The sequence below is a fragment of the Vibrio sp. NH-7 genome, from assembly GCF_053643215.1.
In genome coordinates this window covers 662,286-675,047 of record NZ_CM132187.1, presented here as the reverse complement: position 1 = coordinate 675,047, position 12,762 = coordinate 662,286, and the positions used below count along the sequence as shown (strand labels likewise).

11 protein-coding genes are annotated in these 12,762 nt (G+C 47.3%); 7 read left to right on the top strand and 4 right to left on the bottom strand.

Going from position 1 to position 12,762, the window contains the following annotated elements:
* Together glpT and ACUALS_RS03315 are read right to left on the bottom strand one after the other, a co-directional pair.
* A complete protein-coding gene (gene glpT, locus ACUALS_RS03320) occupies positions 1-1,365 on the bottom strand; it encodes a glycerol-3-phosphate transporter (RefSeq protein ID WP_005471482.1) in 1,365 nt (454 codons plus the stop codon).
* A 358-nt stretch (positions 1,366-1,723) separates the two neighbouring features.
* Positions 1,724-2,233: a DUF2867 domain-containing protein gene (locus tag ACUALS_RS03315; protein ID WP_454448847.1), complete on the bottom strand. Its 510-nt coding sequence runs from the start codon at positions 2,231-2,233 to the stop codon at positions 1,724-1,726.
* A 308-nt stretch (positions 2,234-2,541) separates the two neighbouring features.
* On the opposite strand from ACUALS_RS03315, the gene ACUALS_RS03310 reads away from it, so the two are divergent.
* The 5 genes from ACUALS_RS03310 (at position 2,542) to glpD (ending at position 8,591) form a co-directional block, all read left to right on the top strand.
* The gene (locus ACUALS_RS03310) at positions 2,542-3,066 is read left to right on the top strand and encodes a TetR/AcrR family transcriptional regulator (RefSeq protein WP_334473434.1); all 525 of its coding nucleotides are present in this window, start codon (positions 2,542-2,544) and stop codon (positions 3,064-3,066) included.
* Between the two features lie 424 nt (positions 3,067-3,490).
* Complete coding sequence (locus tag ACUALS_RS03305) at positions 3,491-4,342, top strand: MIP/aquaporin family protein (RefSeq protein ID WP_005471468.1); 852 nt, start codon at positions 3,491-3,493, stop codon at positions 4,340-4,342.
* A 56-nt stretch (positions 4,343-4,398) separates the two neighbouring features.
* Positions 4,399-5,919, top strand: a complete 1,521-nt coding sequence (gene glpK / locus ACUALS_RS03300; RefSeq protein WP_005471471.1) for a glycerol kinase GlpK — start codon at positions 4,399-4,401, stop codon at positions 5,917-5,919.
* Between the two features lie 164 nt (positions 5,920-6,083).
* Positions 6,084-6,851 carry a DeoR/GlpR family transcriptional regulator gene (locus tag ACUALS_RS03295; protein ID WP_038139885.1) on the top strand — a complete coding sequence of 256 codons (768 nt, stop codon included), beginning with the start codon at positions 6,084-6,086 and terminating at the stop codon, positions 6,849-6,851.
* 186 nt (positions 6,852-7,037) lie between these two features.
* Entirely contained in the window at positions 7,038-8,591 is a 1,554-nt protein-coding gene (glpD, locus tag ACUALS_RS03290; protein WP_454448846.1) for a glycerol-3-phosphate dehydrogenase, read from the top strand.
* A 69-nt stretch (positions 8,592-8,660) separates the two neighbouring features.
* Here the strand turns inward: glpD and ACUALS_RS03285 are convergent, their stop codons facing one another.
* Positions 8,661-9,845, bottom strand: coding sequence for an NnrS family protein (locus ACUALS_RS03285; RefSeq protein WP_454448845.1), 1,185 nt, complete (start codon positions 9,843-9,845; stop codon positions 8,661-8,663).
* 251 nt (positions 9,846-10,096) lie between these two features.
* On the opposite strand from ACUALS_RS03285, the gene ACUALS_RS03280 reads away from it, so the two are divergent.
* Positions 10,097-10,657, top strand: a complete 561-nt coding sequence (locus ACUALS_RS03280) for a gamma-glutamylcyclotransferase family protein (RefSeq protein WP_454448844.1) — start codon at positions 10,097-10,099, stop codon at positions 10,655-10,657.
* A gap of 88 nt (positions 10,658-10,745) precedes the next feature.
* Here ACUALS_RS03280 and ACUALS_RS03275 read toward each other — a convergent pair whose 3' ends face one another.
* Positions 10,746-11,627, bottom strand: coding sequence for an aldo/keto reductase (locus ACUALS_RS03275; RefSeq protein WP_454448843.1), 882 nt, complete (start codon positions 11,625-11,627; stop codon positions 10,746-10,748).
* 193 nt (positions 11,628-11,820) lie between these two features.
* Here ACUALS_RS03275 and ACUALS_RS03270 point away from each other — a divergent pair, with 193 nt between their 5' ends.
* The gene (locus tag ACUALS_RS03270) at positions 11,821-12,759 is read left to right on the top strand and encodes a LysR substrate-binding domain-containing protein (RefSeq protein WP_454448842.1); all 939 of its coding nucleotides are present in this window, start codon (positions 11,821-11,823) and stop codon (positions 12,757-12,759) included.
* Positions 12,760-12,762: the final 3 nt, after the last annotated feature.

Here is a 12,762-nt window from a genome sequence, read left to right as displayed (position 1 = left end):
TTAGGCTAATGCCGCTTTCTCGCGAGCTTTTTGCTCATGGTGAGCACGCTCGCCTAAAAACGCATACGTCAGACACACAATCGAGGTAATGCAAGAGCCGACTAGAATGATAAACCCACCATCCCAACCAAAGTGATCAACCGTGTAACCCAAAATGGCGTTCGCCGCTACCGCACCACCAAGATAACCAAACAGCCCCGTTAAACCTGCCGCTGTCCCTGCTGCTTTTTTCGGTGCAAGCTCAAGCGCATAAAGACCAATCAGCATCACTGGTCCATAAATTAAGAAACCAATCGCCACCAATGCCATCATATCAACAGTCGGGTTGCCTGCTGGGTTAAACCAGTAAACCAAGACAGCAAACGTCACTAACACCATAAACAAAATACCTGCAGGTGCACGACGGCCTTTGAATAGTTTGTCTGAGATCCAACCACAAAGAAGTGTGCCAGGAATACCCGCCCATTCGTACAGGAAGTAGGCCCAAGATGATTTATCGACCGAGAAATCTTTCGCCTCTTTTAGGTAAACAGGCGCCCAGTCCAAGACACCGTAGCGAATCAAATAGACAAACGCATTGGCAATCGCGATCGACCACAGTAATTTGTTAGAGAATACGTATTTGAAGAAGATCTCTTTTGCCGTCATCTCCGTCTCATGTGACTTATCGTAGTCATCTGGATAATCATTTTTATGCTCTTCAATAGGAGGAAGTCCGCAAGACTGAGGTGTATCGCGAACCGTGAGCCAGATAAAGACGGCAACGAGAGTGGCAAAGAAGGCGGGAACATAGAAAGCAGTACGCCAATCATCGTTGAAGGCCCAAAGACCAAGAATAAACAGTGGACCAATTAAACCACCACCGACGTTATGAGCAACGTTCCAAACCGATACAATCTCGCCCCGCTCTTTGCGTGACCACCAGTGAACCATGGTTCGTCCACATGCAGGCCACCCCATGCCTTGCACCCAGCCGTTGATAAAAAGCAAAATGAACATCGCAGTAATGCTGCCCGTCGCCCATGGCATAAAGCCAAAGCAGAACATAACCAAGGCCGACATTAACAAGCCACCACTCAAGAAGTAACGCGGATTCGAGCGATCAGACACGCTGCCCATTAAGAATTTTGACAAGCCATAAGCAATAGAAACGGCCGCCAGAGCCACACCAAGATCACCGCGGCTAAACCCTTGTTCAATGAGATACGGCATCGCCAAGCTGAAGTTCTTCCTTACTAGATAATAGCCTGCATAACCGACAAAAATGCCGATAAACAGTTGCCAACGTAGGCGCGAGTAGGCGCTATCGATCTTGTCAGCGGGCAAGCGATCGATATGCGCCTTAGGTTTAAAGATTCCAAACATAAAGGCCTCATTATAATTTTGAGCGATGGTAGGAGATTAAAACTCGAACGAGCAAAAACAACTTTCGTTCGAAAACATGCGCATTCTATTTGAAAATCAATCGCTTTCTGTGACAAATGTTGCATAACAATTAAATTTAAGTAAAAACAGAATGTTAAGTACCTCTTTTAAGGGCAGCATTCCACTTCTAACAGAATTCGTTACTATCTTTACTCATCGAAATCGAGCAAACGAATCCTTTCTCTGCGAATCATCATCAATAATGCGCATCCAAAGCGCACACGTAAGAAAGCAAAAAGGCCTCATGATATTGAGACCTTTCACTCGCAGCTTTCGGTTTGATTCGCTCTATTGGGCGCTAATCTATCGATTCTAAACGTGAAAGCGCTCCTCTCACACTGGCTAGCGCTATCACCTTATGAAAGGGAATGATCGCCATTAAGTAGACGCGACCAACCAAACTGTTCGTGTTGACTAATGTAGTTAGGGTGAAGTGCCCAGCATCAGTTTTCAGCAGCGATAGACTCACCTGCATATGTTTGTCTTCACTGGTGCAAATCACCTCCTCTTCAGACAACCACTCAACGCGGTGTAAGCCATTCGTACATTGCTGCTCAAGCATCTCGACAGTGAGCGCCTCTAAGCGTGGTGAAACCGCAAAACCCAACGGCTTGACCAAGCGGTTTCTTAACGCCATCAAGGTTCCAACAAATTGAGGAAGACGACCAAAAATATCGACATAAACCTCGGCAGGGCTGCGATCTTGGTCGGTGAGCGTAAAACTCAAACTATCGCTAAAGCCATGTTTTTCCTGCCGCCCGAAGAGGCGACTTTTACTTGGAATATCTCCTGAAACGATACAACTCATACGCTTTCCTTAACCATTTTCATGATCGCAGATCGTACTTCTGGGCCACCAATAATGGCCAAGAACATCAGCGCGCCAGGGATCAGCACCAACATAAGCAACGGACGTAAAAGATAAGAAAAACAAAAAAGCCCAGGGATAAAGATCAGCCACCGACACAACAAAATGGCAAACGTTCGAAGCATACTTTCCATGAATCACCTCAACAAAAAATGAGCACGCTCAATTTTATAAATGAGCACGCTCAGTTTGTCAATAACCAGCACAAAGCGTATGATTCGATCAAACGAATTAATCCTGAGATCACGATGAGCAAACGCGAGCAAACGAGACAAAAAATTCTTACATCAGCATGGCAACTGTTTGAGCAGCAAGGCTATCAGGAGACATCTACCCGACAAATTGCTCGGCACGCAGGGGTGGCAGATGGCACTGTGTTCAGCCACTTTGAGACCAAATTGGCGATTTTACGTGAAGGGATGGTCAATCAACTTGCTGCCCTATCGCACCAAGCGCAACCTTTGCCGAGTCAAGATCCGATTGAGTTAGGAATGCAGTTTGCGAAAGCCTATTACAGCTACTATTTTGCCAACATTAATCTCAGCAAAGCACTGCTCAAAGAAGTGATTTGGGACATGGACTACTATCAATCATTTAATCAAGCGCTGTTTGACCAAGCAGAGCTTCCTGAATCTGTCCAAAGTAAGATCCCACTTATCCTCGATTGTTATTTTATGACCTTGATAAAACACTTGAGTAAGCCAGCACCAAATGTGGAGATGGCACTCAACGAACTTCGCACTAAATATCAGCAGTTGATTGATTATCGCTAAGCCTCCTCCCCTTCGCTTTCCATTACGCTCGATTGCACTCTCTTTGGTATGACCAGTTACCACCATTTTCTGGTCAAACTTTTTCCAAACGGCTTTTGTTCTTGTAACCAAGGTCACAAGCAAGCAACAGTTATTCCCATTCAAGGTTAGAAAAATGTAACATATACAGCATGTTACATCTTAACTACTCGTTAAGCACACCCAAGCCAAAGCCTAACCGCATTGACTTACCGGTCAATTTCCTGCCCGAAAGTAAAATGTTCGAAAACACCAACTTCATTAACAAAAAAACCACTTTAATTTATCAAAATGATGTTCGAACGCTCATTTTTGAAGATTGTTTATTTTCGAATTGTTCTAAATGTGCAGAATGTGCGTTGTGCCAAACGATTACGCACACAAATGGAACAAAAGGACTCTTACTATGAATAATAAACAACCCTCTCTACTTGGAGAGTGCCTGTCCGAGTTTATCGGCACAGGATTACTGATCTTTTTTGGCGTTGGCTGTGTTGCTGCTCTGGTTCTAACCGGCGCACAATTCGGTCAATGGGAAATAAGCATTGTATGGGGCTTTGGTGTTGCCATTGCGATTTACTGTACAGCGGGCGTCTCTGGGGCTCATATCAACCCAGCGGTCACCATCGCACTTGCTGCCTTTCATGGCTTTGATAAGGCGAAAGTCGTGCCTTATATCATTTCACAACTGCTAGGCGCATTTTGCTCAGCGGCATTGGTCTACGCTCTCTACAGCAACCTGTTCACCGACTATGAAGTAGCGCACGGCTTCGCACGAAGCAGCCAAGAAGCGCTCTCTACCGCAGGCATTTTCTCGACATACCCACACGCTTCACTCTCTTTCTTTGGCGCTTTTGCTGTGGAATTTGTCATCACTGCTGTTCTTATGTTCGTGATTCTTGCGTTGGGCGACGAAAGCAATGGTGCTTCACGTGGTGCGATGAACCCGTTACTGATTGGTATCCTCATCGCGGTTATTGGCGGCTCGCTTGGTCCACTGACTGGCTTCGCCATGAACCCAGCTCGTGACTTTGCTCCTAAGTTATTTGCCTACTTCGCTGGTTGGGATTACGCACTATCAGGTGCGAAGGACATTCCATACTTTATTGTCCCTATCCTTGCTCCTATCGCGGGTGCCTGTTTTGGTGGTTGGTTGTATCCAAAAGCAATCGCGGCATACCTTCCTCAAGAAGGCCATGGCTGTACCATTCCAAACCAATGTGACACAGAAGAAGACGCACAAGAAGCTCGCGCGTAACCTATCTGCCCTGTATTAACTAAAATAGAAATAATGAAACAAAAAGGATTCTTACCATGACCGAGCAAAAGTACATTGTCGCCCTAGACCAAGGCACAACAAGCTCTCGCGCCGTAATCCTAGATCACGATGCGAACATCGTCAGCGTCGCGCAGCGTGAATTCACACAGATCTACCCAAAAGCAGGCTGGGTAGAACATGACCCTCTTGAGATTTGGGCAACCCAAAGCTCTACCTTAGTCGAAGCACTGGCTAAAACGGGTATCCGCTCAGATCAACTCGCAGGTATTGGTATTACTAACCAACGCGAAACCACCATTGTCTGGAACAAAGAGACAGGCAAACCGGTTTACAACGCCATCGTATGGCAATGTCGACGCACAGCAGATATCTGTGAGTCGCTCAAAGAGAAAGGGCTAGAAAGCTACGTTCGAGACAACACGGGCTTGGTGCTCGACCCGTACTTCTCTGGCACTAAAGTGAAATGGATTCTTGATAACGTTGAAGGCGCACGTGAAGATGCGCAAGCAGGCAAACTTCTGTTTGGTACTGTCGATACTTGGCTTGTCTGGAAAATGACCCAAGGCCGCGTGCACGTAACCGACTACACTAACGCATCGCGTACTATGCTGTTCAACATCAATGACTTGTGTTGGGATCAGAAAATGCTCGACGAGCTGGACATTCCAATGTCGATGATGCCAGAAGTTAAACGCTCGTCGGAAATTTACGGTCAAACCAACATCGGTGGTAAAGGAGGAACACGTATCCCTATCGCCGGTATTGCAGGTGACCAACAAGCTGCCTTGTATGGCCAAATGTGTGTTGAAGCTGGCCAAGCGAAAAACACCTACGGAACAGGTTGCTTCTTGTTAATGAATACAGGCCAAGAAAAAGTCACATCCAGCAATGGACTCCTTACCACCCTAGCTTGTGGCCCAGCTGGTGAACCGGCTTATGCATTAGAAGGCGCGGTATTTATGGGTGGTGCATCCATCCAGTGGCTACGAGATGAAATGAAGCTGCTTGCCGATGCGAAAGACTCCGAGTATTTCGCGACAAAAGTAGACTCTTCTAACGGCGTGTATGTGGTACCTGCGTTTACAGGACTAGGCGCACCATACTGGGACGCGTATGCTCGCGGAACCATTGTTGGCCTAACTCGTGGAGTAAGCTCTAATCACATCATTCGTGCGACGCTAGAAGGCATTGCCTACCAAACCCGCGACGTACTAGATGCGATGCAAGCAGACTCTGGTATCAAGCTAGCGAACCTTCGCGTTGATGGCGGCGCAGTGGCCAACAACTTCCTAATGCAGTTCCAATCCGACGTGTTAGATACCGAAGTACACCGACCTGAAGTCACCGAAGTCACCGCACTGGGCGCTGCTTATCTAGCGGGCTTAGCAGTGGGCTACTGGAACAACATTGATGAGCTTAAAAACAAAGCGGTGTTAGATCGCACCTTTATCCCACACCACGATGAAGAGAAGCGAAACCGCCGCTATAAAGGTTGGAAGCGTGCTGTGAAATGTGCGCAAGTATGGTCAGAAATGCATAGCGAAGACGACGAATAACCCTCCTTTTCATTCAGCAACAGCGACATTGGGTACCTTAAGGGTGCCCTTTTTTGCGTCCTCCCCCCGATTCCACTCATGCTTCGCTTCTCAGAACGAAAGAATTCGCGCACAATAGCGCGAGTTATTATTTTCGAATCAAGCTCGAACACAGGGAGCGACGAGTGAAGCAAATACCCAGGCATCAACAAATAATTGCCCTAGTTCAAAAACAAGGCTACGTGAGCACTGATGAACTCGTGGAAAAGTTCAATGTCAGTCCGCAAACCATTAGGCGAGATCTCAACGAACTTGCCGATGAGAACAAAATCCGCCGCTATCATGGCGGTGCGACCATTCCTTTGAGTTCAGAAAACACCTCTTATTCCGCGCGTAAGAACATGAACTTCAATGAAAAGGACGTGATCGCCGAAGAAGTGGTTAAGCACATTCCAGATGGCGCAACGCTGTTTATCGATATCGGTACCACACCTGAAGCCATCGCGCGTGCACTGAGCAAAAGCCACAAACAGCTGCGTATCGTGACCAATAACCTTAACGTCGCGACCATCCTACTGCCTAACCCAGAATTTAAAGTCATCCTTGCCGGTGGCGAGGTTCGTAACCGTGACGGTGGCATCGTCGGTGAAGCGACACTCGACTTCATTAAGCAGTTTCGACTTGATTTCGGCATTCTCGGCATCAGTGGTATTGATTTCGATGGGTCACTGCTCGATTTCGACTACCACGAAGTGCGCGTCAAGCAGGCGATCATCGAAAACAGTCGCAGCGTATTTCTTGCGGTCGATCACACCAAATTTGGCCGCAACGCAATGGTCAAACTGGGCAATATTTCTCAGCTGCATATGCTCTTTACTAACAAGCAACCGCCAAAAGAGATCCTCACAATACTGCAGGAAAACGCAATCCCGCTTGAAGTGATCAGCGAGTAAGCACATTTCACACAGACTCATTACTTTTTAACCTTATTGAAACCTTTGTCGGCAGACGAAGGTTTTTTTTGTGTTTAAATCACACAAACGAACATAAACGAAAATAAAAGATGATCAAAAACGAAAGCTAAGCTAAGATTCGTTTAGATTCAAAAATGCTCGTTCGCTCAACATAAGGTCATATTTATGAGTAACAATTCGAATGCGGCTAATTCGCAAAACATTTTAGATTTGATCGTTATTGGTGGTGGTATCAATGGCGCTGGTATTGCAGCTGATGCAGCAGGACGTGGTTTATCTGTTGGTCTGTATGAAGCAAACGACTTTGCTTCAGCCACTTCTTCAGCGAGCTCAAAACTCATTCACGGCGGGCTACGTTACCTCGAGCACTATGAGTTTCGATTAGTTTCGGAAGCGCTCGCAGAACGCGAGGTGATTCTGAACAAAGCACCACATATCGCTCAGCCGATGCGTTTCCGTCTTCCTCATCGCCCTTTCCTGCGTCCAGCTTGGATGATCCGCTGCGGTCTGTTTTTGTACGACAACTTAGGAAAGCGTACCACTTTGCCTGCAAGTAAAGGTGTCGATTTAGCCAAATCAGGGATCCTCAAGCCTGAAATGAAAAAAGGCTTCGAGTACTCAGATTGCTGGGTCGATGATGCGCGTTTAGTGCTACTCAATGTTCTGGCTGCAAAAGAAAACCAAGCGGAAATCCGTAATTATTGCCGAGTTGAAAGCGCGCAGCGTGAAGGGACAATGTGGAACGTCACCATTCGCGACGAATTAACAGGGCAAACCTTCGAGCGTAAATCGAAAGCCTTGGTCAATGCCGCAGGTCCTTGGGTGAAACAGTTCTTTGATGATGGGTTAGAGCAAGTCTCTCCAAGAAACATTCGTTTGATCAAAGGCTCGCATATTGTGGTTCCAAGAATCCATGATGAACCTCAAGCCTACATCCTACAAAACAAAGACAATCGCATTGTGTTTATGATCCCTTATTTAGATAAGTTCTCGATCATTGGCACAACAGATGTCGAATACAAAGGCGATCCGCGTGAAGTGGCGATCTCTGAAGATGAAGTCGATTACCTCATCGATATTGTTAATCAGCATTTCGTTCATCAATTAACACGTGATGACGTCGTTTGGACCTACAGTGGCGTTCGTCCATTGTGTGATGATGAATCAGACTCTCCACAAGCGATCACTCGCGACTACACGTTGGAACTCGACGCTGAATACGACCAAGCGCCACTGCTTTCAGTGTTTGGCGGCAAACTCACCACTTACCGCAAACTGGGTGAAGCCGCGCTCGAAAAATTAAAACCCTACTTGCCAGAGATGGGCACAGGTTGGACAGCCAATCATGCGTTGCCAGGTGGTAACTTTAGCTGCTCACGGGAGCAACTCGCGCGCAAAATCCACGCTGCGTGTCCATGGATCCGTGAGTCTTTGCTACTGCGTTACGTCACTCAGTTTGGTACCTACACTTGGAAGCTGCTTGATGGTGTAGAAAGCATCGAAGATCTCGGCATGCAATTTTCTGAGGCTGCGGAAGGTGTCTATCAACGTGAAATCGATTATTTGATTCAGCAGGAGATGTCGGTCACCGAAGAAGATATCCTGTGGCGTAGAACCAAGCTCGGGCTCTATCTAAATAGCGAAGAACAGTCGGCGCTAAGTGATTATCTAAAGCGTCAACAGCCTTCTGAAGTGGTGACCCTTTCTAGAGCAAGCTAAGGTAGGTTATCCCCCATTTTCCTACCCAACCAAAAGGCTTGGCGAATATGCCAAGCCTTTACTTTCCCTCTACCCCGGATGCCCGTCAACTCTGGCTTTTGTCAGCATCGCGCCAAATTTAAAGACGAATAAGCCAAACGCCAACGTCCAGAGCGCTGCACTCACATTAATCCAAAGCAACATGTTCGCAGGGTCAAATGCGACCCCAAGACTGCGTACCAGCGCAGCACCAATGATGGCAACAAACGCTACAACCATGTTGGGTCCTTGGTAGATTGCACGCCCAGTGTGGCCCATAGTCACACGAGCAATCATCGCAAGAATCACCCCACCTATCGCCCCAATGGCAAACAGATGCAGCATGTTATGAGTCGCAAATGGATTATCAATCAAGCCACGAAGGAGCAGGCTAATGGGAATACATAAGTACGTCGCATGTAGAGACCAAACAAGCGGTTCACTCAAGGTTTTCCAAGGTTTCCAGCGCATTACTCTTATCAAGTGCGCCATACCCGAAATCACCATAAGAGGCGCACCGAGCTGAGCAAATGTCATAGGAAAGAAACTTAAAATGAACAATCCAACCAATGGAAGGTTTGCCGCCCAATCAAGCCAAACAATAGGTTGCGGCTTGTCGAACTGAAAGCGACGCGCCGTAAAGAAGGGGATCACCCGACTCCCCATGATCGACAACAGCAAGGTGAACCACCAAAGCATCGCTTGCCAAACAGCAGAAGCCGGAAAAGGAGGCATTCCTTTAATCGCCGCATAGCTGGCAAAGTTGGCCACGACCGCGAGAACAAATAGAGGGACAAAAAATAGATTTCGCCATCCCTTCGCTTTAACCACTCGAGAGCCTACTTCGTAAGTTGTCATCAGGAGAAACAGCGCCTCAATGCTCGAAATGAGCCACAGTGGTGTCGGTGTCCAAAACAACACTCTTGGTAGCAACCACAGCAAGACCAGCAGCCCAAGGCGATAGTGCTTGGTACCGTTGATGCCCGTCCAGTTTTGTACCGCCGTCAGCACAAACCCCACCACAATCGCCATCGCAAAGCCAAACAACATTTCGTGAACGTGCCACCACAACGCAGGCACTTGCAGCGCTGAAGGTTGACCCGCTTGAAACATCCATACCCAGACAACAATTGAAACAACGGCGTACAGTGCGCCAAGCAAAAAGAAAGGTCTAAACCCTAGTCGCAACAAAGGCACAATCGCCTCTTCGACTTTTTTGTCGGTAATATTGAGCAAAGAGTGACTCCTAAATCATTCACATTGAAATACCCCCAAGACATCGCAAGAAACATTCCAAGTTGTAAAACCCCGTCATCGCTTGTTTTCAAGTAATTCTCGCGACAAAAGAACGTCAAAAAGACACAGATTAAAAATGTCATTTCGACTCACTGGAGTCATTTATTTATCTTTCAATTGCGGTTGAAACTCGGTAGTTTTAGAAGAATAAAAATGGCCATACACTCAAGAGCCAAACAGAGGAGAGACGGATGACCCACTACATTTTCGGCTATGGCAGCTTAATGAACTCGGCTTCACGTCAATTAACGGGCCAGACATCAGCGGCGCTCCCTGCGGCTGCCCATGGATTTAAACGCTATTGGGGAAAAGTGGATGACAGCTACATCTTGTCGCCACTGGTGGTCGACCGTGGTGAAGGCAGCGTCAACGGCGTTGTTCTTCAAGTCAGCGATTCCGGGTTGGCAGAATTTGATCGCAGAGAGAGAGGCTACCACCGCGTGAGTATCGCCCCTGAGAAACTGGACTGTGAGCAGACATTCACCTCGCAAGATACGGTGTGGGTCTACATCAAAGATGCGCCCGAACCACCATGTTCACTCAGCCCAATCATGCAAACTTATGTCGATACCGTACTCGCCGGCTGCTTAGAAATTTCTGAACAATTTGCCAAGCAGTTTGTTGAACAAACGGTTGGATGGCATTTCCCATTAGAGAATGATCGCCACCAGCCGAAATACGGCAATTTGGCGGGAGTAAAGCCAGAGCACCACAACACGATTGATGCTCTGGTGGCTGAAGCGAGAGCCTGAGAAGCCCAGCCGAAGATAGACCAACATTTCCACGTTGGAGTGTTCAAATAGAAAAGGCGAGACTCACAGCTCGCCTTTTTTGCATCGATTACGCGACATCATGACCTTTAGAGGCAGTCCAGATGCGATACCACTGCTCTTTGGTTAGGGTGAGATCCATTGCCGCAACGGCGGTTTTGACACGCTCAATTTTGCCACTGCCTATAATCGGCACGGGTCTCGATGGTAAGCGCATAACCCAAGCGTAGACCACTTGATCAATCGAGCTTGCTCCCACCTCTTGTGCAACTTCATCAAGAGTGGCACGTAGACGCGTCAACTGCTCACTCTGCCCACTAAACAGCTCTCCTTGCGCCAAACAAGACCACGCCATTGGGCGAACACGCGCCTGTTGAAGCTGTTCGAGCGTGCCATCTTCTGTCACATGCAAGTTCACTGGGTTAATTTCAACTTGGTTGGTGATCAGCGGTGTATCCAAACGAGACTGCAACAGCGCAAACTGAGCTGGGGTAAAGTTCGACACGCCAAAATGCTTCACTTTGCCCGCCGCTTTTAGATCGGCAAACGCTTCTGCCGCCTCATCCGCATCCATCAATAAGTCTGGACGGTGAAGTAAAAGTACATCCAAGTGATCAGTGTTTAGACGCGTAAGTGATTCATCCACCGATTTTACGATCGCTGCCTTGCCGCTGTCGTAGTGATTAACTTGGTTGCCATACCCACGATAAATACCACACTTGGAGACAATCTGGATTTGCTCACGTAACTGGCTATCCAACGCCAAGACTTCACCAAACAGTCGTTCACACGCTGAATCTGGTCCGTAAACAGGGGCGTGATCTACCGTGGTAATTCCTAATTCAACATGCTGTTTAACAAAAGCGTGTTGCTCTTGAGTGGTCATTCCCCACTCAGCCATTCGCCAATAGCCTTGGATCAGCGGCGAAAACACAGGGTGATCGTTTTGCATGGTTAATTTCCTATTTCAAAAGGCCTTGGTGCGTTGGCCAATAATTTCACTGCCTTCACTATACGCCCGACCTATGGCCTGATTAACCCCAACTTTGAGAAAATATAATTCGATATAGCAAACAATCATCAAGTTTTAATTTTCTATATTGAATTATAATTCGTGCTCTAGGATGACGATTGGGTAATGAACCATGCACAAAATGCATAAAAGATTTGAGCGCTACGCCCTGTTTAGTGAGGTTGCTAAGCAGCTCAGCTTTTCTAAAGCCGCCGACCAGCTCGGTATTTCACGAAGTTACCTCTCCTCCCAGATCCAAGAGCTCGAGCAAGAGTTAGAAACCAGCTTACTGATTCGCTCCACTCGCAGCGTGCGTTTGACCTCTGCGGGAGAAAAAATCCTCACCAAGATGCAAGGCGTCAACGAATCAATCTTGCAGTTAGAAAAAGAGCTCGACCACACCAAAAGTGAAGTCACTGGCGCTTTGAGGATCACTGCCCCAACGATTTTTAGCCATCGATTTTTGATCAATATTTGCCGAGAGTTTCAAGCGCTTCATCCGCAAATTGAGTTTGATCTCGACATCGGTTACACCCGTGAAGATCTGACCAAAAGTAACTTTGACCTCGCCATTCGCGCAACCAACTCACCTCCCGAAAACATGGTGGCGAAAAGGTTGATGTCTTATCAGCACATTTGCTGCGCTTCTCCCGCTTACCTTGAGCAAAATGGCCGCCCGCAACATCCCGAAGATCTTAAGCAACACAACTGCTTGTCTGATCCACATTTGACTCACTGGTCGTTTTCCAACGGCAATAACACCTTCGTCATCGACACTGATGGTGATATGTTTATCAACGATAATTTGTTATTGCTTGAAGCGGCCAAACAAGGCAAAGGGATCATAAAAATGCCGGACTATTTGGTTCAGCCGGCGATTGATAATGGCGAGCTGATTCGCATCCTTGATGACTATTTTATTGTCGAGAGTGGGATCTATTTAATCTACCCACCAGAGCTTCGTGGCAGCACCAAACTCTCTGCCTTTACTGAGTTTGTCGTGCATTGGTTTAGCCGCAAGCACACTAACGAACGCTCCTCTGTTGGTGCCTTAAATCAAGGGATTGCCTAAGCC

What these genes read in the sequence shown, in the direction of transcription:
- ACUALS_RS03310 (WP_334473434.1), top strand. Translation starts at nt 2,542, where the DNA reads ATGAGCAAACGCGAGCAAACGAGACAAAAAATTCTTACATCAGCATGG.
- ACUALS_RS03280 (WP_454448844.1), top strand. Translation starts at nt 10,097, where the DNA reads ATGACCCACTACATTTTCGGCTATGGCAGCTTAATGAACTCGGCTTCA.
- glpD (WP_454448846.1), top strand. Translation starts at nt 7,038, where the DNA reads ATGAGTAACAATTCGAATGCGGCTAATTCGCAAAACATTTTAGATTTG.
- glpT (WP_005471482.1), bottom strand. Translation starts at nt 1,365, where the DNA reads ATGTTTGGAATCTTTAAACCTAAGGCGCATATCGATCGCTTGCCCGCT.
- glpK (WP_005471471.1), top strand. Translation starts at nt 4,399, where the DNA reads ATGACCGAGCAAAAGTACATTGTCGCCCTAGACCAAGGCACAACAAGC.
- ACUALS_RS03270 (WP_454448842.1), top strand. Translation starts at nt 11,821, where the DNA reads ATGCACAAAATGCATAAAAGATTTGAGCGCTACGCCCTGTTTAGTGAG.
- ACUALS_RS03275 (WP_454448843.1), bottom strand. Translation starts at nt 11,627, where the DNA reads ATGCAAAACGATCACCCTGTGTTTTCGCCGCTGATCCAAGGCTATTGG.
- ACUALS_RS03305 (WP_005471468.1), top strand. Translation starts at nt 3,491, where the DNA reads ATGAATAATAAACAACCCTCTCTACTTGGAGAGTGCCTGTCCGAGTTT.
- ACUALS_RS03315 (WP_454448847.1), bottom strand. Translation starts at nt 2,233, where the DNA reads ATGAGTTGTATCGTTTCAGGAGATATTCCAAGTAAAAGTCGCCTCTTC.